The sequence below is a fragment of the Peribacillus deserti genome (genome assembly GCF_002863585.1).
Classification (GTDB): Bacteria; Bacillota; Bacilli; order Bacillales; family DSM-1321; genus Paraperibacillus; species Paraperibacillus deserti_A.
In genome coordinates this window covers 1-21,870 of sequence record NZ_PGUY01000068.1, presented here as the reverse complement: position 1 = coordinate 21,870, position 21,870 = coordinate 1, and the positions used below count along the sequence as shown (strand labels likewise).

The 21,870-nt window shown below is 37.1% G+C and carries 25 protein-coding genes and 3 pseudogenes; 7 read left to right on the top strand and 21 right to left on the bottom strand.

Annotation, left to right across the window (positions count from 1 at the left end; genetic code table 11):
- Nucleotides 1–243 precede the first annotated feature (243 nt).
- The 6 genes from CUU66_RS20650 to CUU66_RS20620 form a co-directional block, all read right to left on the bottom strand.
- Nucleotides 244–1,137: an ABC transporter permease subunit gene (locus CUU66_RS20650; protein ID WP_101645288.1), complete on the bottom strand. Its 894-nt coding sequence runs from the start codon at nucleotides 1,135–1,137 to the stop codon at nucleotides 244–246.
- The gene (locus CUU66_RS20645) at nucleotides 1,134–2,015 is read right to left on the bottom strand and encodes an ABC transporter permease subunit (RefSeq protein ID WP_101645287.1); all 882 of its coding nucleotides are present in this window, start codon (nucleotides 2,013–2,015) and stop codon (nucleotides 1,134–1,136) included. Before CUU66_RS20645 ends, CUU66_RS20650 begins: the two co-directional genes overlap by 4 nt.
- Nucleotides 2,016–2,100: 85 nt before the next feature.
- The gene (locus tag CUU66_RS20640; protein WP_101645286.1) at nucleotides 2,101–2,349 is read right to left on the bottom strand and encodes a hypothetical protein; all 249 of its coding nucleotides are present in this window, start codon (nucleotides 2,347–2,349) and stop codon (nucleotides 2,101–2,103) included.
- A 359-nt stretch (nucleotides 2,350–2,708) separates the two neighbouring features.
- Complete coding sequence (locus CUU66_RS20635) at nucleotides 2,709–3,110, bottom strand: CcdC protein domain-containing protein (RefSeq protein ID WP_374703019.1); 402 nt, start codon at nucleotides 3,108–3,110, stop codon at nucleotides 2,709–2,711.
- Between the two features lie 605 nt (nucleotides 3,111–3,715).
- The gene (locus CUU66_RS20630) at nucleotides 3,716–3,874 is read right to left on the bottom strand and encodes a DUF1540 domain-containing protein (protein ID WP_101645284.1); all 159 of its coding nucleotides are present in this window, start codon (nucleotides 3,872–3,874) and stop codon (nucleotides 3,716–3,718) included.
- A 1,542-nt stretch (nucleotides 3,875–5,416) separates the two neighbouring features.
- Entirely contained in the window at nucleotides 5,417–5,818 is a 402-nt protein-coding gene (locus tag CUU66_RS20620; protein WP_101645282.1) for an SLAP domain-containing protein, read from the bottom strand.
- A gap of 33 nt (nucleotides 5,819–5,851) precedes the next feature.
- On the opposite strand from CUU66_RS20620, the pseudogene CUU66_RS20615 reads away from it, so the two are divergent.
- A pseudogene (locus tag CUU66_RS20615) lies at nucleotides 5,852–6,596 on the top strand (3-hydroxybutyrate dehydrogenase).
- A 257-nt stretch (nucleotides 6,597–6,853) separates the two neighbouring features.
- On the opposite strand, the gene CUU66_RS25240 reads toward CUU66_RS20615, so the two are convergent.
- The 7 genes from CUU66_RS25240 to CUU66_RS20580 form a co-directional block, all read right to left on the bottom strand.
- The gene (locus CUU66_RS25240; protein ID WP_101645281.1) at nucleotides 6,854–7,270 is read right to left on the bottom strand and encodes a DUF3432 domain-containing protein; all 417 of its coding nucleotides are present in this window, start codon (nucleotides 7,268–7,270) and stop codon (nucleotides 6,854–6,856) included.
- Between the two features lie 300 nt (nucleotides 7,271–7,570).
- The gene (locus CUU66_RS24440; protein ID WP_180955378.1) at nucleotides 7,571–7,744 is read right to left on the bottom strand and encodes a hypothetical protein; all 174 of its coding nucleotides are present in this window, start codon (nucleotides 7,742–7,744) and stop codon (nucleotides 7,571–7,573) included.
- Between the two features lie 65 nt (nucleotides 7,745–7,809).
- Entirely contained in the window at nucleotides 7,810–8,628 is an 819-nt protein-coding gene (locus tag CUU66_RS20605; protein ID WP_101645280.1) for a DUF817 domain-containing protein, read from the bottom strand.
- Nucleotides 8,629–8,755: 127 nt separating this feature from the next.
- Complete coding sequence (locus CUU66_RS20600; protein WP_101645279.1) at nucleotides 8,756–8,980, bottom strand: helix-turn-helix domain-containing protein; 225 nt, start codon at nucleotides 8,978–8,980, stop codon at nucleotides 8,756–8,758.
- Nucleotides 8,981–8,990: 10 nt separating this feature from the next.
- Entirely contained in the window at nucleotides 8,991–9,428 is a 438-nt protein-coding gene (locus CUU66_RS20595; RefSeq protein WP_257968085.1) for a DUF2975 domain-containing protein, read from the bottom strand.
- Between the two features lie 1,094 nt (nucleotides 9,429–10,522).
- On the bottom strand, nucleotides 10,523–10,732 hold the full coding sequence (locus CUU66_RS20585; protein WP_101645276.1) for a hypothetical protein: 210 nt from the start codon (nucleotides 10,730–10,732) through the stop codon (nucleotides 10,523–10,525).
- Nucleotides 10,733–10,977: 245 nt separating this feature from the next.
- Nucleotides 10,978–11,301 (bottom strand): inner-membrane translocator, encoded by a 324-nt coding sequence (locus CUU66_RS20580; protein ID WP_101645275.1) that lies wholly within the window; start codon nucleotides 11,299–11,301, stop codon nucleotides 10,978–10,980.
- Nucleotides 11,302–11,628: 327 nt separating this feature from the next.
- Here CUU66_RS20580 and CUU66_RS20575 point away from each other — a divergent pair, with 327 nt between their 5' ends.
- Complete coding sequence (locus CUU66_RS20575) at nucleotides 11,629–12,768, top strand: acyltransferase family protein (protein ID WP_101645274.1); 1,140 nt, start codon at nucleotides 11,629–11,631, stop codon at nucleotides 12,766–12,768.
- 174 nt (nucleotides 12,769–12,942) lie between these two features.
- Here CUU66_RS20575 and CUU66_RS20570 read toward each other — a convergent pair whose 3' ends face one another.
- Nucleotides 12,943–13,332, bottom strand: a complete 390-nt coding sequence (locus CUU66_RS20570; RefSeq protein WP_101645273.1) for a cupredoxin domain-containing protein — start codon at nucleotides 13,330–13,332, stop codon at nucleotides 12,943–12,945.
- Between the two features lie 473 nt (nucleotides 13,333–13,805).
- On the opposite strand from CUU66_RS20570, the gene CUU66_RS20565 reads away from it, so the two are divergent.
- Nucleotides 13,806–13,913: a YjcZ family sporulation protein gene (locus tag CUU66_RS20565; RefSeq protein ID WP_101645272.1), complete on the top strand. Its 108-nt coding sequence runs from the start codon at nucleotides 13,806–13,808 to the stop codon at nucleotides 13,911–13,913.
- A 268-nt stretch (nucleotides 13,914–14,181) separates the two neighbouring features.
- Nucleotides 14,182–14,538: a DUF4386 family protein gene (locus CUU66_RS25500; RefSeq protein WP_374703018.1), complete on the top strand. Its 357-nt coding sequence runs from the start codon at nucleotides 14,182–14,184 to the stop codon at nucleotides 14,536–14,538.
- 38 nt (nucleotides 14,539–14,576) lie between these two features.
- Here the strand turns inward: CUU66_RS25500 and CUU66_RS20555 are convergent, their stop codons facing one another.
- The gene (locus tag CUU66_RS20555; protein WP_101645270.1) at nucleotides 14,577–15,440 is read right to left on the bottom strand and encodes an alpha/beta fold hydrolase; all 864 of its coding nucleotides are present in this window, start codon (nucleotides 15,438–15,440) and stop codon (nucleotides 14,577–14,579) included.
- Between the two features lie 384 nt (nucleotides 15,441–15,824).
- Between CUU66_RS20555 and CUU66_RS24435 the strand changes: the two genes are divergently transcribed.
- Complete coding sequence (locus tag CUU66_RS24435) at nucleotides 15,825–15,998, top strand: hypothetical protein (RefSeq protein WP_180955377.1); 174 nt, start codon at nucleotides 15,825–15,827, stop codon at nucleotides 15,996–15,998.
- A gap of 702 nt (nucleotides 15,999–16,700) precedes the next feature.
- On the opposite strand, the pseudogene CUU66_RS25070 reads toward CUU66_RS24435, so the two are convergent.
- The 3 genes and pseudogenes from CUU66_RS25070 to CUU66_RS20540 all read right to left on the bottom strand — a co-directional run.
- Nucleotides 16,701–16,805 (bottom strand): annotated as a pseudogene (locus CUU66_RS25070) (VOC family protein); the annotation flags it as partial.
- A 38-nt stretch (nucleotides 16,806–16,843) separates the two neighbouring features.
- Nucleotides 16,844–17,335 carry a GNAT family N-acetyltransferase gene (locus CUU66_RS20545; protein WP_101645269.1) on the bottom strand — a complete coding sequence of 164 codons (492 nt, stop codon included), beginning with the start codon at nucleotides 17,333–17,335 and terminating at the stop codon, nucleotides 16,844–16,846.
- Nucleotides 17,336–17,454: 119 nt separating this feature from the next.
- Nucleotides 17,455–17,670 carry a DUF6366 family protein gene (locus CUU66_RS20540; protein ID WP_101645268.1) on the bottom strand — a complete coding sequence of 72 codons (216 nt, stop codon included), beginning with the start codon at nucleotides 17,668–17,670 and terminating at the stop codon, nucleotides 17,455–17,457.
- Between the two features lie 442 nt (nucleotides 17,671–18,112).
- On the opposite strand from CUU66_RS20540, the gene CUU66_RS20530 reads away from it, so the two are divergent.
- On the top strand, nucleotides 18,113–18,997 hold the full coding sequence (locus tag CUU66_RS20530; protein ID WP_257968084.1) for an AraC family transcriptional regulator: 885 nt from the start codon (nucleotides 18,113–18,115) through the stop codon (nucleotides 18,995–18,997).
- Between the two features lie 518 nt (nucleotides 18,998–19,515).
- Nucleotides 19,516–20,749, top strand: a pseudogene (locus CUU66_RS20525) (IS110 family transposase).
- 140 nt (nucleotides 20,750–20,889) lie between these two features.
- On the opposite strand, the gene CUU66_RS20520 reads toward CUU66_RS20525, so the two are convergent.
- The 3 genes from CUU66_RS20520 to CUU66_RS20510 form a co-directional block, all read right to left on the bottom strand.
- On the bottom strand, nucleotides 20,890–20,988 hold the full coding sequence (locus CUU66_RS20520) for a YjcZ family sporulation protein (RefSeq protein WP_101642255.1): 99 nt from the start codon (nucleotides 20,986–20,988) through the stop codon (nucleotides 20,890–20,892).
- A 467-nt stretch (nucleotides 20,989–21,455) separates the two neighbouring features.
- The gene (gene yjcZ / locus CUU66_RS20515; protein WP_101645266.1) at nucleotides 21,456–21,590 is read right to left on the bottom strand and encodes a sporulation protein YjcZ; all 135 of its coding nucleotides are present in this window, start codon (nucleotides 21,588–21,590) and stop codon (nucleotides 21,456–21,458) included.
- Nucleotides 21,591–21,630: 40 nt separating this feature from the next.
- A complete protein-coding gene (locus CUU66_RS20510; protein ID WP_101645265.1) occupies nucleotides 21,631–21,735 on the bottom strand; it encodes a YjcZ family sporulation protein in 105 nt (34 codons plus the stop codon).
- Nucleotides 21,736–21,870: the final 135 nt, after the last annotated feature.

Sequence of the window (21,870 nt, the reverse complement as noted above, 5' to 3'; positions counted from 1 at the left end):
TCACCTGATCGAAAAGCGGAGGACGGTGCTTTTCAAGAAAAGATCCATCCAAAAGCTGAATGATGATTTTTTTAATTCTTCTCATCAGGAATCGGCTTTGTCATTTTCTCTCGAAAAGGCTTTATAACTTTGTCACGTATATCATTATTGGCTTAACCTTTTAAACGGTTGAGAACTGACATTTCCTCTTTGTTGGGGTGTATCTTTTGTATGTTTACGTTCCATTTTCCGTTTGGGACGTTCCTACATTTTCTCTTCCAGACCTTTTATGATTAAGTTACAAGAGATAATAGTGATCGCAAAAAATAATAGTGGAGCAATGACCACCCAAGGTGCAAGAGAAATACGATAATACCCCTTTCCGACTAATCCAGACCATTCATTTGATAGTGAAATAAATTCATTTACGCCTTGTTCCAACGCGACCAGTTCTCTCCCACCTAAAAAGATACTTAAAACAGCTATCTGAGCAAAAAGAGATAGAACCTGTACAACCTGTTCCATAAAGAAGACCATCATTCTTGGCAATAAGTAAGGTTTTAATTGTTTGAATAGCAGCCAGGAACGAGAAGCTCCCATCAATTTAGAAGCAGTAATATAATCCTCTTGGAGTTGTATATGTATTTGTTCCCCTAACATTACAGAAATCGGTAGAATAGCAACGACAATTAATATGAAAACTTGGTAACTAATATACTGTCCCGGGGAAACCCCATCTATGAAATCAATAGGACTTAACATTATATAGGCAAGCAACACGGTAGGCACATAGTAAAATATCTGAAATACTCCGTTAAACCATTTTTTATAAGGAACGAGCCAATATGCATATACTATCCCGAAAATTAACCCTAATAGTAACCTCATAAAACTAATGAAAAGGACCAGGAGGATCGTATATTTCGCTCCATCTAAAATCAGAAAGAATATATTACGTCCTACCATATCACTTCCAAGAGGTGGCACATCTATTGGGGAAAACGGGGGCTTACCAACCACCTTTCCATTTTCGTACAACAAGGAGAGTGGTTTTGGAAGACCATCTTCAAAAAACAAACGGAGAGAGAAGCTGCTTATAATCAGAACAAGCAAATATAGAAGTCCAAACAGGACTCGTTTTGACTGTAGATATCTCATTGTTCCACCTCTCCCATTCCGGAGAGCTTGGCCACAAAGTACAATATACACTTAAAGAAAATGAAGAAAGGTACATATATTAAGATAATACCAATGGCCATTATTTCCGGGATTTTTACGTTATATTTGATCAGATTCATAATACCATCCATATTGAACATAATCTCAAGTACAAATAAGTTCGACAGTAAAAAGAGAAAGATGGTTTTTGAATGGTAAAAAAGATGAATTAAGACATTCCGTAAAATATGTATCCAGAGAATATAGGATTTCGTGAATCCTCTTCCGTTCGCAAACTGAATATATGGCTTAACCTTTTCCTCTTCTACCTGCATCACAAAAAATTTAAACAGTTGTATAAGTGGCAGGATGGATAAACATAAAATAGGCAGGATATAGGACCTGTCATCAGGGACAGATACAACATCAAATAACAATAAATTGGTCTTCTTGAATAACCAAATAACAGTAAATTGGGCAACTGCCACGATTAGAACATCAGGAAGAGATTCCAGAATAACCAGCGTATTCTGTATACCCTTTTTAATCTTTACTGATGATAATGTGTATCCATAGCTTAATAATATAGTAACAATTAACGAAAATAAGAGAGCAGATAAGAGGATGAGCATAGAATATGCATACCGCTCAAAAGCATCTGGAAATAGCGATAGTATTTTTCCTGATTCCATTACGTAAGATGCATCATTGATTTGGAATAGATTTTTACAAGTTCCTAAGACACTTTCTACATAGGAAATGAGGTGAAATCCAAAAACATCTTCCTGTACAATTAAAGAAGGAAGACAAACGATCAAAACAATACAGATCATTGTGACTAGGAGCTCTAATACATTAATTCTTATATTTTGTGTCATTAAATCAATCCAATCCAAGCTGTTTTAAAGACCTTAATTTGTCATTCGCAAATTTGACCGTCACTAGATACTTATTTTCCTTTTTCTAAATATAATGTGCTTGATAGCTCCCCTTAGAATTCTTAGTTCCAAGTTCCCAAGATAACTCTCCTTTAGAACCTAAAATATCAACAACTTCCTGATAACTCATACCTTCCTTGAGTTTCGCGTAATTGGCCAAGGTAATACCTGGCTTAAATGTTTCTTCCGTTTTTGTTTCAGGGCTGTTACTGCAAGCCGCTAAACTTAACAGAAGTACACACAAAATAATTAAACTACCTAAATGTTTGTACAAATGTTCACTCCCTATTTTCGTTCCGCTCCTTCTAAATTTTACCACGATATTCCATTACAATTTGCACTGTTTAGAAAATGTTAATTATTTTTATATACTGTATATATAACAGGCGGTTTCCTGGTCAGTGTTGGGATTCACATTTCACGGTCATTGAAGCTGTAAACAGTGAAAAACAAGACATGAGCAAAGTTATTCCTTTGCTCATGTCTTGTGTCATTTTCATCTAGATCTAACCATCAAATCCATCCAAATATTTGTGTACCATACATCACATACTCTTAACTTTACACAAAGAATTTCCCAAAGAGATATTTCAATAACTTTTGAAAAAACTTCAATTTCCAAAGTCCGAAGACTTACATGGCTATATGTGAGTTATATACTTTTTTGAATTTCATAAAACTTATGACTCTCCATAACCCAACATACACAAACAGAGATATAATAGATAAAGCATTTAATGTCAAAGCATCAATGCCTGGTAAAAAGTAATTAACTAATCGTCGGCTAACAAATACAGAGATTAAAGCAATCACAAAACCTATGCTCTTTTTTGCATATATTTTCCCATCCTCTCTAATCTCGTAATCAGTAGTATAAATTAAAGGAACAGATAAGATAGTGCCAAATATCACAGAAACGACAATTTCTATTGAAGTCATGTGAACAGAAGGTTGTATCACCACAGAAAAAGCAGGTGACATATAGAGCAGCGGCAGCAAAATTCTCAATCCAGTACCTTTAATTGGGCGGACCATAGCTCTTGTTCGCCTCCAAAGTATCAATCCAAAAATAACAAGTAAAATTATGTACATTCCATATTGCATGTTTATTGTTCACTCCATCCCTTTTAATTCCATTGTAATCGAACATCTAAATTGATAATTGTAAATAACTTGCGTAAATTACAAGCTTGATAGAAATTAAAGGAAGTTTTATTTTCACACTCCCATCAATCAGATTTTTCTTCCATTTGATTTTTGATTCATGTTTAACTATTCAATGAACAGGGGCATAAATCCTTGTTGGATCTATGCCCCTTTGTACATTTCCTTATTAAACTATTCTACCTGTTATTGGAACAACAATGGCGGCCGAAGCATTTTTTAACCTAACGCAGTCTTTAGTTTAAATGCATTGGTTCACATGTCAGTTCAAATAGAAGAAAAAGTAAAAAAAGAACAGATGATTTAAGTTATCTGCCTTTCCTTCTTACCATTAGGAATGACTATGGATTGCCTAGACTAGAACATTATCATTTCGACCAAACATCTAACAGCATATCCTGTATACCGTTGGGCTGTCCCTATTTCCCTATTAAAAAACCGGGCGGCATCTGCCGTCCGGTCCATTCTGCATTCGATTATTGTTTGCGAGGTTCAAAGGTTTTACAAGCCGTTTCCTCAACATTGTCAGCATCATTGTTATCAAGGCCCACTACATAAATGGAGTCGGCAACACATTGATTCCCCTCGGCCCAGTACGTACAATTCTCTACGTTACACAAAACTTCGAGTTTCATAAAATGTCTCCTCCTCTTTATCGATTATTACCATATCCCCGTTTTTGGAAATGAATAAACTTACATAGCTTCTTCTTTCTTCTATTAAACAACCTAAAATGTCCGTAAAATCAGGCTGCCGAAGCAGCCAGACCTATATAAACTATCGCACCCTTAAGTTTAACAAGGAACAAATATTATGGGCATAAGTTTCTTAATCAAAAGGCTATGTTAAAGGTCAATGTTGATTTTTGCACGATGTTGATTGGAACGGATATGCGAGACTCATGCGGGGAAAGCGGGTATTGTCCAGCTCCGGACTGACACCTTCGGTCATAAGCCAATCGCCATCAAAAGGCAAAAGCGGCCTTTTGATGGCGCTCATCTTATGCCTGGCTAACGCATAAGGGCGACTAACCTTCTGTCTTCGCTGTCGCTTGCCAATCAGCAAGTCTTCTTTATCAGGTGTCTGACTTTCTCTTAGATTTGGCTTTTAACCAGACTCTTCACCACAGTTCTTATAAAAGAACTACCTTGAAAGTCACCGTCCTGCGCCTTTCTATTAAGGGAAACCCCACAGGCGTCAATGCCGAGGAGGCCGGAGCGCCCCGCGGAAAGCGAGTGCCTGCTAGCTGCAATCAACGGCCATGTTTAACAGAGCTAATCAAAAAAGAGCCAAATTTACTCTTCCTTAAGAACTTCGATAAAACATGGCGGTTTCATTTTGTTATAACTTGATTTAAATCGATGCAGATGAATCTTTATACAATACATTGACCGAAGCTATAACTTTAACTGATTCTAAGTAAAAAACGCTCTACACAAAAAGACTTGGCCTCCTTTTACCTCGCCAAGTCTTTTTTTATCTTATATGAATGGTTCGATTATCTTTATCTAAAAGCCACAACAAGTGCTGCTAATGACAAAACAGCAGAAATGATGGAGAGGATTATCTATTAGAGTTTAATTAAGTTCTTATTTTGGCTTGCTGCTAATGCTGCTATATTGGAGGAACAACACCAAATGTTGTCGAATAACCCCGACTTAATAAATTTACACACCGTTAGTTTATCTAAGTTTTGTGTTTTTTTATTAAGCGAAATGCCACGTAACCTTGAAATAAAAACCATAATAAGAATAAATACATAACCTTTTCGAGTTCCGTTAAAAGTATTGCCATCACATTTGGAATGAACACAATTAAACTAATTAGAGAACATTTCCACGATTTCAATTTTAAAGCTACAAAAAATATAATAACAGACAGAAACAATAACAGCCAAAATATAATAGCCCAGTACCAAAATAAAAATATCTCCAATACCCAAGGATCCACTCTTGCTGCTCCCTTCTTATCCCGACCTTTAAAAGTAAAATTACCTGAGACTGTCTTTCCAATTAAGCCTTTACTACAATGAAAAAAGACTGCCGAAACAGCCCTTCCTTCTTTCTGGCTCCATCTTTAGTTAACCTGGCTCGCTATCGAAAAAAAAACTGCCACAGCAGCTTTCCTTCTTTAATTAACGCTAAAAGAAGAGGGTTAATTCCTGGTTCTATCCACACTCATTCAGCTTTACAGCTTCTTGATAATTCGATTTCTAATTGGCCATTCTCAAAAGCAGTCTGCGGTATATAACTATTCCTTGGGAATATAAACGTCCAGGGCATACTCACCTTGGAAGAGATAGCAAGCGAAGGCAGAGTGAAAACCTTGTCTGCAATGACTTCTCCATGAACACTGTAAAGTAATCTTGCATCATGAAAAGTAAGGGGATGGTCCGTAAAGTTATGGACTAATACAGACACTAGGAGTGCCTCTTTGTGGTTGATTGCTTCACGTATAGGAGAGAAAAGAATGCCCTGATAGTTTATATGTTTTGTTTCACTAAAAATAGTTTCTATTTTTTGTCGGTCTACAGCAGCTAGTGCTTTGTCCCAAGACGCCTCAAATTGTAATTGTTGCATGACTAAAACCACCTCCTGAAGGTTAAGTTTACCATAAGTGAAAGAAAGACTGGATTAAAAGATTCGGTCCCGTTAGCAGAAGTTCAAGGAGTAGTACTTTCAGATATTAATGAAAAGGCAGTTAAAGAAGCTTCTGATTCCCTTCATACATTAGGTCTTACATCAATCGGTGTTAAAGCTGATGTAACTAAAGAAGAAGATATCCAAAACTTAGTGGCAGTAGCTAAAAATACTTTCGGCACAGTGGATATCGTGATTAACAATGCTGGATTGCAATTCGTTTCACCGGTTGAACAATTCCCTACAGAGAAATTTGAATTGATGATTAAGATTATGTTAACAGCACCATTTATTATTACTAAAAACGTATTCCCTATCATGAAAGAAAACAAGGATTCGGACGCGTCATCAACGTATCATCTATCAATGGGCTTATTGGATTTGCGGGTAAAGCGGCTTACAATAGTGCTAAACACGGTGTTATTGGTTTGACTAAAGTAACTGCGTTAGAAGGTGCTGAACACGGAATCACAGTGAATGCATTTGCCCAGGTTATGTAGATACTCCACTTGTTCGCGGACAAATGGCGGATCTTGCAAAAACCCGTAATGTACCTCTCGAAAAAGTATTAGAGGATGTTCTTCTGCCACTAGTACCTCAAAAGCGTTTGTTAGAAGTAGATGAAATTGCAGATTATGCTTTATTCTTGGCTAGTGATAAAGCGAAGAGTGTTACAGGTCAAGCAGTTGTAATTGACGGTGGATATACAGCTCAATAAGGGTAAAATAAAAGCGGGAGGATTGATTCCTTCTCGCTTTTTACTATTACTATATATTTCTGACTTTATTAATCTGGGATTAGGACAACAATTCCCAAAGTGGCTCGAGTTTTTTGACAAACAAAGCCGTTAATAGCAGCTAAATATGTCTAGGAAAGACCGCCCAAAAGTTTACTTTGACTAGTGGGTATCGACCCTTTTTTCCATTCCAATACTTATTAATTGTGTATTAATTGACACTTTTACTTTAAAAAAAATTATTTGCAGCCACAGCCAGATTGGTAAGGATTTCCGTAACCTGTCATACTGGGACTACCATATCCCATCATTCCAGGACTACCATATCCCGCCATTCCAGGACTACCATATCCCATCATTCCAGGACTACCATATCCCGTCATTCCAGGACTACCATATCCCATCATTCCAGGACTGCCATATCCCGCCATTCCAGGACTGCCATATCCCGCCATTCCAGGACTGCCATATCCCGCCATTCCAGGACTGCCATATCCCGCCATTCCAGGACTACCATATCCCATCATTCCAGGACTACCATATCCCATCATTCCAGGACTACCATATCCCATCATTCCAGGACTACCATATCCCGCCATTCCAGGACTACCATATCCCATCATTCCAGGATTACTACCATAAAATTGTCTATCCATTCTCTATTCCCTCCCCATTGATCTTACAAATGTAGTATATGTGTCCATATTTATAAAGGAATAGGTATATACCTAAAGCCATCAGATATTCATAAATATACAAATACAAAAAGGGCTGCGACAACATCCCTTCTTCGAAGAAAGAGTTAAATACGAATTTTTTATTTTTGCTTGGTTTCCAGCTACTATGGTATAAGCAGGAACTTCCTATATAACAACAGAATCAAGCAGCAATAATTGAATGTTCTCTAATAGTGACTCCAGCCAAGGTTAACGCAACTTCCAACAATTCCTGCATCGTTACCAATTTAATTGGTATCGTCTTATCCACTCATGCCGATCTTTAGGTTCAATGGAATGACCAGCCGTATATAGCTGCAGCTTTATTTTTTCAACTGTCCCTAAAGTATTTTCACCAGAACCGCCGGCAGTATGATCAAAAAACCCGACTAAAGAAGAAATGCACCATTCCAACACTGTTTTATCCATTTTTATTTTTCGGTATGTTGTTCGCTAGGAGAAAAAAGTCGAATTCCCGACTAAGAATCCGACTTTTTTATAAGAGGGTTCTTAACAGTTATCAAAATATTGACTAGTAGAACTTTCCCCTTAACCTGCTTTAGCGTCCCTACAATAAGAAAGCTGACAATCACTAATAAGAGCCATGAACTTACCTTTCCAAGATGAACGAGACTCCATGCATCAGTTTGATATGGATATTCCCAAGCTCCAAAGAACGTTGCGATATTTTCGGCTATCCATATAAAAAATCCGATGAGTACAAAAGAAAGTGAAAGTGGCATACGGTAACGAGTTCCATTAACCTCATATGTGACCCAGGATTGCCAAAAGATCATAATTACAAGTCCAGACAACCACCAGCGAACGTCAATCCAGTAATGGTGGATGAAAAAATTCAAATATATCGCGGCTGCAAGAGGTATAACTATCAGATACGGCGGCCACTTAACCAGTTCAACCTTAAACCTCCTCCACGCCTGGCAGAGATAACTTGCTACACTTGCGTACATAAATCCGCTATACAAGGGCACACCAAAAATTTTGAAATATCCTTCTTCAGGATAAGACCAGGAGCCCATATGTACCTTAAAAAGTTCAAGGGCAAGTCCTATAAGGTGAAATAATGTAATAACCTTTAGTTCATCCATTGTTTCAAGCCCAGCACGCACCATCCAGCATTGCATCAAAAGGCAGATGATGAGGAGCCAGTCATACCTCGGCAGTAAGGGAAGCGGGAAGATTTGTGTTAACGCTAAAGAGGCAAAAATAACGACTGGAAACAAACATGATAGGGCCTGCTCCCAGCCAAAGCGAACAAATTGTTTCAGGGCTCTCATGATTTGTACCTCCAATGTTTTTATCATGATACATGTAAATGGTGCTTTGTCTTGCAGCTAACTAGATTTAGGGTTATATTAGTCCACCGCCTAAGAACTTTCTATTTTAGGTGTTAACATAATTCCTTTATTCTTCCTGGGTATCTTCTTCATTTCGATATTCTAAAACATCTCCAGGTTGACATTGCAGCGCCTTACAAATCGCCTCTAAAGTTGATAATCGAATCGCCTTTGCCTTTCCATTTTTCAATATAGAAAGATTAGCCATCGTTATCCCAACCCTCTCAGAAAGCTCTGTCACACTCATTTTCCTTTTAGCTAACATCACATCAATATTGATTATTATCGCCATTGTCTCCACCTCACACCGTTAAATCATTCTCTGATTTTATATCGATGGCATTTTTTAATAGCTTCTGAAGAACAGCCGCAAATACCGCAACAACAATGCAGCCAAAAATAATGACCATTCCGATTAATATAATGCCTGGAGCATCGTCTACCTCTGCCATGAGATATAAAAGTGGCATAAATACCGCAAATAAGACACTGATGGTAATGGCACAGTATTTAATATTCTTTAAACCCCTAACAGATAATTCCGAAAATGCCTGGTTTTTGTCAATCAAGCTTAAAAGTCTTAAAGTCTGGTACAGTGCAACGAAAAAAACTATCGCTGTTACATACAAACCTATTAAAAACGGATATTGCAAATAAGCTAACTTAGGATTTAATTCCGCAAAAAATCCAGCTATCTCAGGCAGCACAAATATACACAAAGCAAGAACAGGAAGTCCCATCAGAACAACAACGAACTTTAAAAAAATGGTTTCTCGTTTCAAGAAAAAGCACCTCACATATTTAGCGTTTATTGATTTGAATTTAACACACAATTTATCGTTTTACAATAAACTTTTATTCCTTTTATTGATAATTTTATTGTTATTCGAGGCGTAATTAGAGACAAGAACATAAAGTATCCCTAATACAATTAAAAGATTATACGAACTATAAATAGTTCCGCCAACCTGCTCTGTTTGCTTAACAAAATGGATCCAACCAAAAAAGGGCTTGATCTTACTGGATCAAAGCACCCTTAAATGAAACAGGCTGTGCACTTAAAGCCTTACGTATCGTAACCATATTATTGAGATTCAGCACACCTTTCGACAAACGATTATCACCAAATTTGTAAAAAGTCTGTCTCCTAGCTATATTTTCCTAGGCTAACATACCTTTAGTTTAATTTTGTAAACAGATATATCCACTAAAATGAATCCAGGAGCATAAGCAAAATCTCTGAGAGAATAACCATTTAAACCGAATAAGCAGCGGGGGAAAATGGTTCTTTTTTTTACCGAAAAACAGGTATTTACCACAGATGAATCTTAATCTTGGTGATTTTTCACAGCTTGAATCCCTAGTTATGGAAAATCAGGCTTTTTGGAAGGAATTTTCATTAAATGATGAGTAAGTAGAGCTCCGTAAGAGGGTTTATGCTTAACTTCGAGGGAAATATGCTTATATCTTGAAGGTTTATGCTTTAGTTTCCTGGTTTTATGCTTATGTTATCCATGTTTATGATTATCTCTCTTCTTCCTATGCTTATGTTTGATGCTTTATGCTTATCCAGCGGCCTTTATGCTTTCTTATTCATGAATATGCTCATTGTGGAGCAGGACTCTGTATACAAGGCAGCGCTCGATCGTTTCAGGCTATCTTCCCTGAGGAAAACAGATTATTGGGCTGGGCTTTACGGATTAAACGGATAGAAGCAAAGTAAAACATACGAAGATTAGTAGTCAGCCCAAGGGATTGGCTTAGCATTACTATTTTTTATCTAGTAGAGGTGAAGAATTAGTCGTGGCGGCTTTTGACGGTTTTTTGTCTATTTTTAATTCCCTCCTCCACCGATCCCGCCAAAGTGATCGTTCTTGGCATTATGTAGTGCACTCTCAGTATAAGTCTGCTGTGCACTTGAAGTGTTCATGACTCCTTTATCAATATCCGGCAAATGTGAATTGCTCGTCTTATGAATATAATTAGCAATCCCCGTAACCCCCAATACAGAAGCTATAAAACCTACAATCCATAACCAGAACATACTCTCCCTCCTTTCATCTGAATAAAGTTAATTTTGTAACTTTTCGTGAAAAGTTTTGTACTGGTTTTAACCACTGCACCCTTTACAGAAGTGTTTTCAAGTAGTATCAAAAAGTCTCACATGTGAATTAACCACTTGAAATAAATTAGTTTTTCCACTGATCTATATAATAATTCCTCTAGGTAAATTCTAATTTTTTATCTACGTCCTCCCCCCTTGATAAGTCCTATCACAAAATTACCAAGTCACATGGTTCCATTCATATTTTTTTTAATGAATTGATAAATTGATCTAATTATCCCGGTTACTAGAATGATAATCCCATTTACAAATGTTAGAAGTCCTAAAATCGCTCCACCATACCCAGCACCCTCTCCAGTTCCCCCTGAATTCCAGTCATAAAATTGATGTAATAATGCACCACTAAAAAAACCAAGAAGGGGAGCAAGCATCATCATAATCAAACCTGAAACAATAAGGCTTAATTTCCCTTTTCTGTATAATAGATAAAATAAAATATTAAGTGATGTAATAACTAAGATAAACACAACCAAAATTATACTCTCCATGCTCAGCCCCCAGTTATTTTATTTTTGTGCTCTTTTTTAATAAGCCTTCTTATTCCATATTTAACCATTATATTCCTGCACTTTCACTAAAATCCGTACAAAAAAAAGAAAGTTTTTATACTGTTACATATTTACGTACACAAATTGTTTCATGCTTTTTTGAGCACTCCTTAATTAACTCTAAAAGGATCGTTTTCATTTTCTTTTACCTTTTGAAGGCTAGGGATTCATACGGAAACAAACTTCATATTGCGTTTTATTGCTGTCCTTGCTATGTTAGAGTCTAAACATGGTAAACTTAGGTCTTATTTACTAGGGGTATGAAGTTTGGGTAATGTAAGGAGATATGATTTAGATTGGCTGAGGATCATTGGGATTGGGATGCTATTTCCGTTCCATACCTCGAGGATTTTTGACTATTGGGACCCGTTTTATGTGAAAAGCGAAAACCTGAGTTGGAGTTTAAGCTGGTTCATTTCCTTGACCAACCTATGGTTTATGCCCCTGTTGTTTTGGCTCGCCGGCTCTGCCAGCTGGTTCGCCCTGCGGAACAGGACGAACCGGATGTATGTCCGGGAGCGGGTGGATCGGCTATTGATTCCATTGGCTGTCGGGGTGCTGTTCGTCGTTCCCCCACAGGGATACTTTGCCCGCTCCGTTCATACTGGAGAGGAACTTGGGTCATACCTCTCATTCTTACAAATCTTTTATACGGATTTCAGTGACTTGTCCGGGTATTTTGGGACCTTCACACCTGCTCATCTTTGGTTCATCTTGTACTTATTCGTTTTTTCGGTGGCGGCTTTGCCGTTCTTCACGTTTGTGAAAGCTAACATCTACACCATGCAACAATTGAATGGGATATTAACCAAGCCTTTGTTGTTTCTGCTTCTATTCGTTTTACTGGTGATTTCGCAGCTACTGCCGGCTCCAGGAGGGCAAAACCCATTTTACTATCTCATCTTCTTTCTTGTTGGGTACGTGACTTCAAGTGACGACCGCTATCAAGACATGTTTAATCGGATCCGCTTCAAGACTCTGATATCTTTAGCTATTTTGGTTCCGCTCTGGATTTATGCTGTCCAGAACCATGTAGAGACTAAGAATTTGACTGCCGCTGCTGCCTTCCTTACAGTATTTCGGATGCTGCTTGTATGGTTATCCCTAATCACCATCATCGGGTATGGAAACAAGTTTTTGGTCAAGCCCCACCCCTTATTAACCTATCTGAACGAAGCGGCATTCCCCATCTATATTCTCCACCAAAGCGTTCTTGTGGCAGTGGGGTATTATATTTTAAAGCTCGACCTGAGAATAACTTCTTCGTTTTGGCTAATCATGTTATCGAGTTTTCTACTGTCTTGGGTGGTGTATGATAGGCTGATAAAACGCATCACCCTGACCCGATGGATGTTTGGAGTCAAAATCAAGAATCAAAAACTCGTTCCTAAACAAAAAGTAAGCTGATAGAAAGCCGTTTTCAAACGACTCAGGCTGTCGAGTTTCTCTACAGCCTGAGGGGAATGCCAATAGAACACCAACTTTTTCCATAAGGTACAGAAAGTTAACTGGTTTAAAGATGTTTAGGTAACAATAAGTATAACTGTTGGGAACTAAAAACGGCCCGATTTGCCCTGCTTGTTATCTAACTATTACTTTGCCGGCCATTCCTTCCTGTAAATGGTATCGACATATCAAATCATATGTACCGGCCATTTGCGGTGTCACGGTAAGGGTCATTTCTTTTCCCGGCTGGACTTCCGTGTCGATTCTGAGCTTTTCAACTGTGAAGGTGTGCTTTTTCTTACCTTTGTTTTTCAACAGCAGCGTAGTCGTTCTACCATTCGGAATAGTGATGACTTTCGGATTAAAATAATCATCATTCATTTCAACCACAATCGCTTTCCCTGACTCAATAGGCTGTGTTACAACGCGGGATTCTGCAAATACTCTGTGTGAGCCTGGAGCTGTCATAACCAGAATTATAGAAAGCATACCCACTAATCCAATTAACCACTTTTTAATAGTCATTTGCAACGCCTCCTTTCCTAACACTATTTTTTTCCAATTCATAAAATATTATCACTTTAAATTCGTTACAGCTTGCTTCAAATAGATAATATTTTTAAACAGAGACAAAAAAATCCCTTTTTTTCAATTTACCTGCCCCTTTGGTAAAATAACAAAATGCTACCGAAGCAGCCGTCCCTCTTAAGCTTTACGCACCCTGTACATAAATATGTAATTTTTCCAGACATTCTTATAATTTACCATCCATTTTCTGACCAGCGAAGAAGGCTCCCATAAAGTAACTCCAGTATCAGATGTATCAACCAACGACTTCAGAACAGGGCTTAAGGTGGATATCCCAGGTCATTAGTAACCACTTCAAATTCATAATCCTGTTAATTTTTCAGATTGAAATGAAAATAGTGACTTTTAACCAATCATAAATTCAGATGCATACATAACATGTACTATCCCTCATAAAGGAGGTGTAGTATATGGGCGACGGTGGATATGGATTTGGAGGAGGCTTCGCTTTATTAGTTGTTCTATTTATCCTTTTAATCATCGTAGGAGTTGCTTTCGTTGGCAAAGGTGGTTATTAATGATAATTTGACAACTACTTGACATTGAAAGGGCAGGGCAAACCTCTTTGCTCTGCCCCTTCTTATACCATCATCTTCTGCTAATAATACATAGTTTGTGATCTACATAAGTCTAAAAGGAAGTCTAATAGTTGAAGGAAATGCTATTGCCACATTTAAAAACATTAAGTCATCCATTTGGTTTTTAGGGTGGCTTATCATACTATTATCCGACATCAGCAGCATGGAGTTTATTTATTTTCCTAAAGCCCCTTAGTAAACGCCTTCATTGTTGGGTGCATGGCCTTGCATGATTTATGCTGGTATTTTGGGGATTGCCATACTTATCATGATATTTATATTGGTTCTTATCAATAGTATAGAGTATTTTTCCTCATTTAATGTCGTCAACTTTCAATCATTTGTTATGCTATTTTTAAAAGCATTTCATATTATGTGGTCTTTTAGTTTAATCATTTTTGGCGGGCATTTAATGACTTTGGGCTGTTTAATGTTTACATCTGACATCGTACCTAAAGGTATTAGCATCCATAAAAATAAGTTTTGGCTGGGCTTCCTTAAAATCTATAAACCACCTCAACCAAAACAACAACCAGTTAATGGAAATCAAAAAAAGCTGCATTAATGCAGCTAAGTGTTCTTGATTTGTCGTTTCCCTTTAGTTTAAGAATAATGTCCTTCTTCTATATCTTTAACCCATTCTATTATTTCAGAACATACTTCGTCAGGTTTATCCCATTGAACCATGTGACCTGTATTACTCAATGAAATAATAGTAGCATCTTTAATATCCGCCCTTAATTGGGAAATTCCTTTTTCCCTTGCTTCAAGTAATTCTTCTGGTTCTGTAGCATGTAATAATAATATTGGAGACTTAATAAAAGGATATGTATGTGAAAAGGGTTCCTCAAAAAAAGCCTTGATTATTGATAAAATAGTGAATTTACTTGCTAGTAATTCATACTTTTCCTTTTTTATAAATATTGAGTTCAATGACTGTTCGATATTAGCATTCCATCTCGTTGTGTAAGTCTTATACTCACTAACTATATCTTCCCAAGTATTATATACAGCATTGTCTATGTATGAATCCCATCCATTATATGCTTTTAGAAAGGTCATTTCCTCCTGAAACTCTGGAAAGGTAAAACCGCCATCTAATAGAATAACGCCTTTGACCTTAGCAGGGAAATTTTTTGTATAATGTAGAGCTGCATCTGCTCCCCATGAATGACCCAGGATATAAAATGGTTTATTCAATAAAGAATCGAATACCTTTTCATACCACTTTGCCAGCATAGAAAACAAATAGTCTTCCTCATTATTAAATGAGGTGCTGGCCCCATGTCCTGGCTGATCTATTGCTATAATATGAAAATGAGCAGATAATATCTTACTTAGTTCAAAGAAACTATATCTCGAACTCCCTGCTAGACCATGCAGCAAAACAATTGTTGGCTTTTCACTCTTTCCTTCCTCATAATAACTCACTTTCTGTCCATCCACATCCAATAGGTAATTTTCCATATAAAACTCTCCTCTTTTGAACATCCGTACCTTACTTGAAAAGTGACCCCAAAGTTCCAAACATAACTGCTAATTAGCTTTAAAACTGGTTTATTATCCAATACATCTGCAAGGACTTCATTTATAAAGAATTGCTCCGACATTAGGGTCAGGAAAACAATTGTTATTACTGAATTTTAATCCCAAGTGAAACAATGATTTCCACATTAAACTATTCGCTTCGTCCTATAAGTTATCCTTTGAACTAAGCTACCCCTATTAGTAAAATACTTCCGTACCAGCCTCGTCTTCTTGAACTAACTCACCCCTTAGTTCAAGGAGGCAGGGATAATGGGCATGAACTTATAATATAATGAATTAAGAAACTATGAAAGAGTGGCTATAATGACATTTTTAATCGTATTGATTCTTGTAATCATAGGTTTTGCAATCTTGATAGATTGGAAACGAAAGAAAAATAGAAATTCCATACAGCACTCTATTAATCCACATGCAAAAGCAGGTGAGGATTCAAATTATACAATCGGGGATAATAGATATTCAGGTGGAGGGCATTAAGTAATAAGCTAACAGTAGAGTAAACAGTTTTATTTAATTATCTGTTCAAATCCAGCTTTGGGTATTTATATTTATTACTAAATTCATCGCGAATATCTTGATCCATTTTAACTTACCTCTTTATTGGGAGCTTTATTATTGAAGCAGAGAGGTCCAATAACTACCAGGTTACACCCATCACAATCGGGTAAATATATACTACAACAAGGAGGGATATACATGAGTCTAATAGAACAAATCAAAGAAGAGTTGTTCCAAGAGCACTTTCCTCACTTACTGGAAGAGGAATCATCTGAAGAAGATTCAAATGTAGAGGAGTAATATGGATAGCTCCTCTAAAAATTTTTTTAGAAGAAATAGAATAATAAACACCTTTTTATGTGTATATGAAACTACCTAATGACATATATGACCCGACTCACTATTGCAAACCATAAGCATCTTTTATAAGCGTATCTCTTCTAAATAAAAAATCCGTAATTGTTTTATGGCGGCACCTCAAAAAAGCTGATAATATTATTTGGCTCCAAGTATTTTTCCCCTCAAAATATGTTAATCAATATTATTCTATTTACGTCTAATCTATATTTTGTACCTGCCCTGTTAGTGAAAACAAAATAAAGGATGCCTTTGCAGCCATACTTAAACTAACTAACGCAGCCAAAGCTGCCTGTGTAGGCAGCAAAGAATAAAATAAATTATTTATTTTATTCTTTCCAATACAGCAAAGTAATTTTCTTCATTATCTGCAAAGTTAAAAACTCTGCCAGATGGCATATTTACAATTTCTCCGTAGGAAACTGCTTTTTTTCTTGTCCCGCTTGACCTCTACTGGACCAACTTCCTCACCCGTTAACTAAAGAAGCATGAACATATTTTTTATAATGAACAAGCGTAGCTTTTTCATTTAAGCTATGTTTCCAGTCTTCCAGTTTGTATCCCAATTTTTCATACAAATAACAGTTTCGTTCCTCCTGTAAGATCGTCCTTAATTCCCAAGTTGTTGCTTGAGGGAATAACCTCTCAATTAAACGTATCGCTTTCTGGGCTATACCCTTCCCTTGATATTCAGGTAAAATAAACATTGGACTTATCCAAAACTGAGTCTCTTTTCTCCAAAATACACAAATAGCCCCTACAAGATCATCATCGATTTGTATTTTATAAAATCCTCCATCGGGATTATTAATCCTTGTTAGCACTCTTTCAATTGTTTCATTAGCAGGATTTGTATCGTAATCCTTATATTCATGCAATAACGGAATAAATGCCTTTACTTGAATATCAAAGATAGCCTCGGCATCCGCTTCTACTGCTTTTTCCAATCTGATTTCCATACAAACACCCCTTAAAAAAATAATTATCTAAAATATTCTCTGATTTAGTAAAAAGTCCTTCCTCCATATATGAAAAAAGCCGCCTAGGAAGGCAGCTTGGACTTCAACTATCGCTCCCTTTACTTGAAGAAGAGTGATACAACAACAAAGCCAATTATTATTACAATAATAAGAATTCCTGTGCCCTTCCAACCTAGGCTACCAACTAAATCAGGGAGATTTCCACTGTTTGTTCTATTAAAAGCATCGTTCATATTGCCCGTTGGATTACGTTTCAATTCTTGTTCTCTTAATCTCTCTCTTTCTTGTTCCGATGTATCCTTCTTATCCTGCACTTAAACACCTCCAGTAAATTAAGCAATCATTTCTCTTAAATTCTATAAAAAAATTTATTATCCTTGTTGATCTATCCTGTAAAACAACAAATAACAGCTGCCGCAACATCCAAACAATCTTAAAGTAAAGAACCCGTTTATTGGGGTTTAATGGTATTTAAACCAAACAAACCATCCCTTCCTATACTTTACTTTACTTTTGGCTAAGAATATTTGACTCTGAGCCAAGTTAGCTCCAGGTGCTTTTGGGAGTCTATTCGTACAAGCCACGACCTTTCAGCAATTTCTCTCCCACAAAAGGTCTTTGCCATTCCAAGATAGTCTTTTTCTTCCTCCACGTTAAGACGTTACAGCCTATAATTCATAAAGCTAATTACCGCAAAAAATGTTAAGAGCACATCCACGTTTCCTGTTATAGTTAATGTAAGGCAGGTGAAGACCACTGGGGTATGAAATAAATATACAACGAACACTTGATTATATTGAAGACAACTTAAATGAAAAGGTTACTCTAATGAAATTAGCAGAGGTTGCTTGTTTTTCTCCTTTTCATTTTCATCGTGTATTTCAGGTTATGGTCGGAGTATCCGTGATGGATTACGTGAGAAAAAGACGGCTTACATGTGCAGCAGAACGACTATTTTATACAGATGAAAAGGTGATAGAGATTGCATTTGATGTTGGTTTCCAATACATAGAATCGTTTAATCGGGCATTCAAAAGGTTCTATGGTATTTCACCTAGGCAATATCGCGATGCCAAAAGATTATCGGGACCCCTATTAGGAAAAGCCTGCCTAACAATTCATTATTTAGGAGGTACTTGGATGGCACCAAAATTAATCACTAAACCCGCTTTTCATATTATTGGCTACGAACTTAAAACGAGAAATACAGATGGTCAGAATAATAAGGACATTCCGGAATTTTGGCATCAGTACATGCAACAAAAGCTGGGTTGTAATATTCCTAATCCCATCAATGTAAATCAGGAATTAGGTTTATGCACCAATTTCAACCCTGAAACAGGTGAATTTATATATGTCATCGGAATGGAAGTAACACCGGGAACTCACGTACCTGACGGAATGGTATATATGAGTTTTCCTGAACTTCAGTACGCTGTTTTCACTACGCCGAAAGCAGATGAAAAATCCTTTACCTCTTCAATTCAGGGCACATGGAATCAGATCTTTACAGAGTGGTTTCCCCAATCAGGCTTTGAACACCACGGATTAGTGGAATTTGAATTGTATGATGAAAGATGTTATGGAACAAAGGAAAAAGAAATGGACATTTACATCCCGGTGAAAAAACAAACAGTATAGGAATATAGGTAATATTGTTATAAAAAACTGGGCACCTTTGTTTTCAATTTATATAGGAGAACCCTTGGTACAGTGTTTATCCCCTGTTGGCATTGTTTATTTCAAATATTGATAATAGATAAAATAGAGGGAGACCAGGCTTATAAGGTTTCCCTATGATTATTCTACCACTGAGATCGCTCCAGTTTTACCAGGTAATCAGTATCCAGTTGGTAACAGCTACAGGAGCCGTGCGTTACGATAGTGATAATATTTAATTTCTGTTACCATAAAGACTATGCTTCATATCCTCCATTATAAGGTCAGCCAGATATTCTGGTTGACCATTTCTTGTATGGTTTTATTATAGCAATAGCCGGGGTAGAACGTCCGTACCCGTGGGACTTGATCCCGTCCGCTAAACTGTTCGCCCCCTACTTGTTTAAACATGATTTAGCTGGTTGGGACCTTGATCTCGTATAACAAGCGAACCTATGATGCTAGGGTACCGGTAAATTAATCATTGGAGGAGATACAAAATGAATCCAGTGGTTGGCCTGGATGTAGCGAAAGGGAGAAAGTCAGGTCCAAGCTTTCTTAGAAAAGAAGAAGCTATATAAAAATAGTTTTAAAGTGGACCATACGGTGGAAGGACTTCAGTCCCTTCACTGCTTTCTAAAGAAAAAGGAAATAAAACAGGGGTAAAACCTCCACTCATACTGGAATCTACAGGGCATTATCATACCCCCGTTGTCCAGTATTTTGAGGAAAGAGGTTATGTATTATTCATCGTCAATCCCCTTATCTCTTATCGAGCGAAGAGTTCCAGTTTACGGAAGGTCAAAACAGATGTGATCGATGCCTACCATCTCTGCGAGCTGTACTATAAAGAGGACCTGGGGCCTTATAAAAAAAGGGGAATCATTTATTGAACCTCCGGAACCTCACAAGGCAGCATGAGAATATAACGGGTATTTATGTACAAACAAAATTGCAATTTCGAGCTGTTCTTGACCAGGTAATCCCTGATTATTGCGGGGTTTTTGGGGATTTGTATTCTGTGGTTTCCTTACTTGTTTTATTAGAGTATCCCTCTTCAGAGGAAGTATTAATGGCTGGAGAAGAAGCATTGGCTGACAAGATCAATGAACTGTGTAAAAGGCGTTACAAAAAGTGGGCACAAGAACAGGCGGTGAATTAATCGCGGCAGCGGTTCGGAACCCATTCCAGAAAACCCTTTATCAGAGCCACATTCTCACCCTGGAAATGTATATTCAAATGCTTCTCGAATACCAAAAGCATCTAACCAGATTAGAAAAAGAGATAGATGCTTTGGCAAAAGAAATGGAAGAATATAAGATTATCCAATCGATCCCCGGTATCGGTGAAAAAATCGCGGCAACGATTATTTCTGAAATTGGGGAAATCAATCGGTTTAACCGCCCAAAGAAGCTCGTTGCTTTCGCCGGAATAGACCCAAGCATATATGAATCTGGCCGGTTTAAAGGAACCGAAAACCGGATTACCAAAAGAGGATCCAGCAGACTAAGGCATACCTTGTATATGGCTGTCCGATGCGGAATTAGGGATTGTCACAAAAAGAAAACGACAGATACCATCCTTCATCGTAATAAGAAATTACATGAATTCTATGATAAGAAACGTGGCGAAGGAAAGCCATTTAAAGTAGTCGTCATTGCCTGTGCCAACAAGCTTTTACAATGGATTTATGCCATTATAAAAAGTCGCTCATCTTTCCAATATGTAACTTAATTGATATTATTGACTAAATAAAACAAAACCTTCCAGTTATAGGATGATGGAAGGTTTTTTGGCATGCTTATATTTAGCTCATACTATAAAAATCTGTTTAATCGAAAAATGTAGACAAACGTATTTATCTGTATTTTCGCTTAATAAGCATAAACAGCTCCAATAATTACCAAAAGAATAAATAATACAACGACTAAGGCAAATGTAGCACCGTAGCCTCTTCCTCCTTCGTAGCCCATATAATTCACTCCTTTTCCAATGTATTCGCTTTTATAATATGTACAAGCCAGATGGAGGGAAGGGCTCGTACCTAATTTATATAAAAAAAATTGCCTCCAGAAGGAAGCAATTAGGAGTTAATCCACATAGGCGGAAAACGCTGCGGAGAAGACTGCGTCTTGCTTTATATCATATGTAAATCAGATTAAACAGAATTTGATAAACAACCAATTGCGACACTTATAGTTTTACAGGTGCAGTGTTAACTACCTGGACAATATTGATACTAAAAAAATACGCCTAAACATATGTACGAAGAAGAAGGGATGTGCCCCTTACTTCTTCGAGGAGGTCATACATTGGATGTTCGATACGGATATGGATTCTGCTTACAATAGAATATGTCTATAAGCATATTCTGTGCTTTATTAATCAACCCCTCAAAATCAAAAAAAAAGGTCCCTGGAAGGACCTTGTAAACCAATACTCAATGCCAACATACGCATCCAATAATAACTAAAAGGATAAATAATACTACAACTAAAGCGAAGGCTTTTCCGCAACCGGAACCATATCCATAGCCATAGCCACACCCATATCCGTAACCATATCCATAGCCCATAATTAACCCCCCTTTCTTGAACGAATGATTAATCCATTATTTAATATCCATAGCCGCAATAAGTAGCACCAATAATAATTAGTAAAATAAACAAAACAACAAGTAAGGCGAATCCGCCTCCAAAACCATATCCTGCATCACTCACATGTATGCCCCCTTTCGAACTTTGTTATTATAAACTATGTAAATCCAAGAAAATTGTATGGGCTACTATGCAAAATATTCTTCCGATCTGGAATTGAGTATGTATGGAACGTCTTCACAACAAAAAAGGGTGATG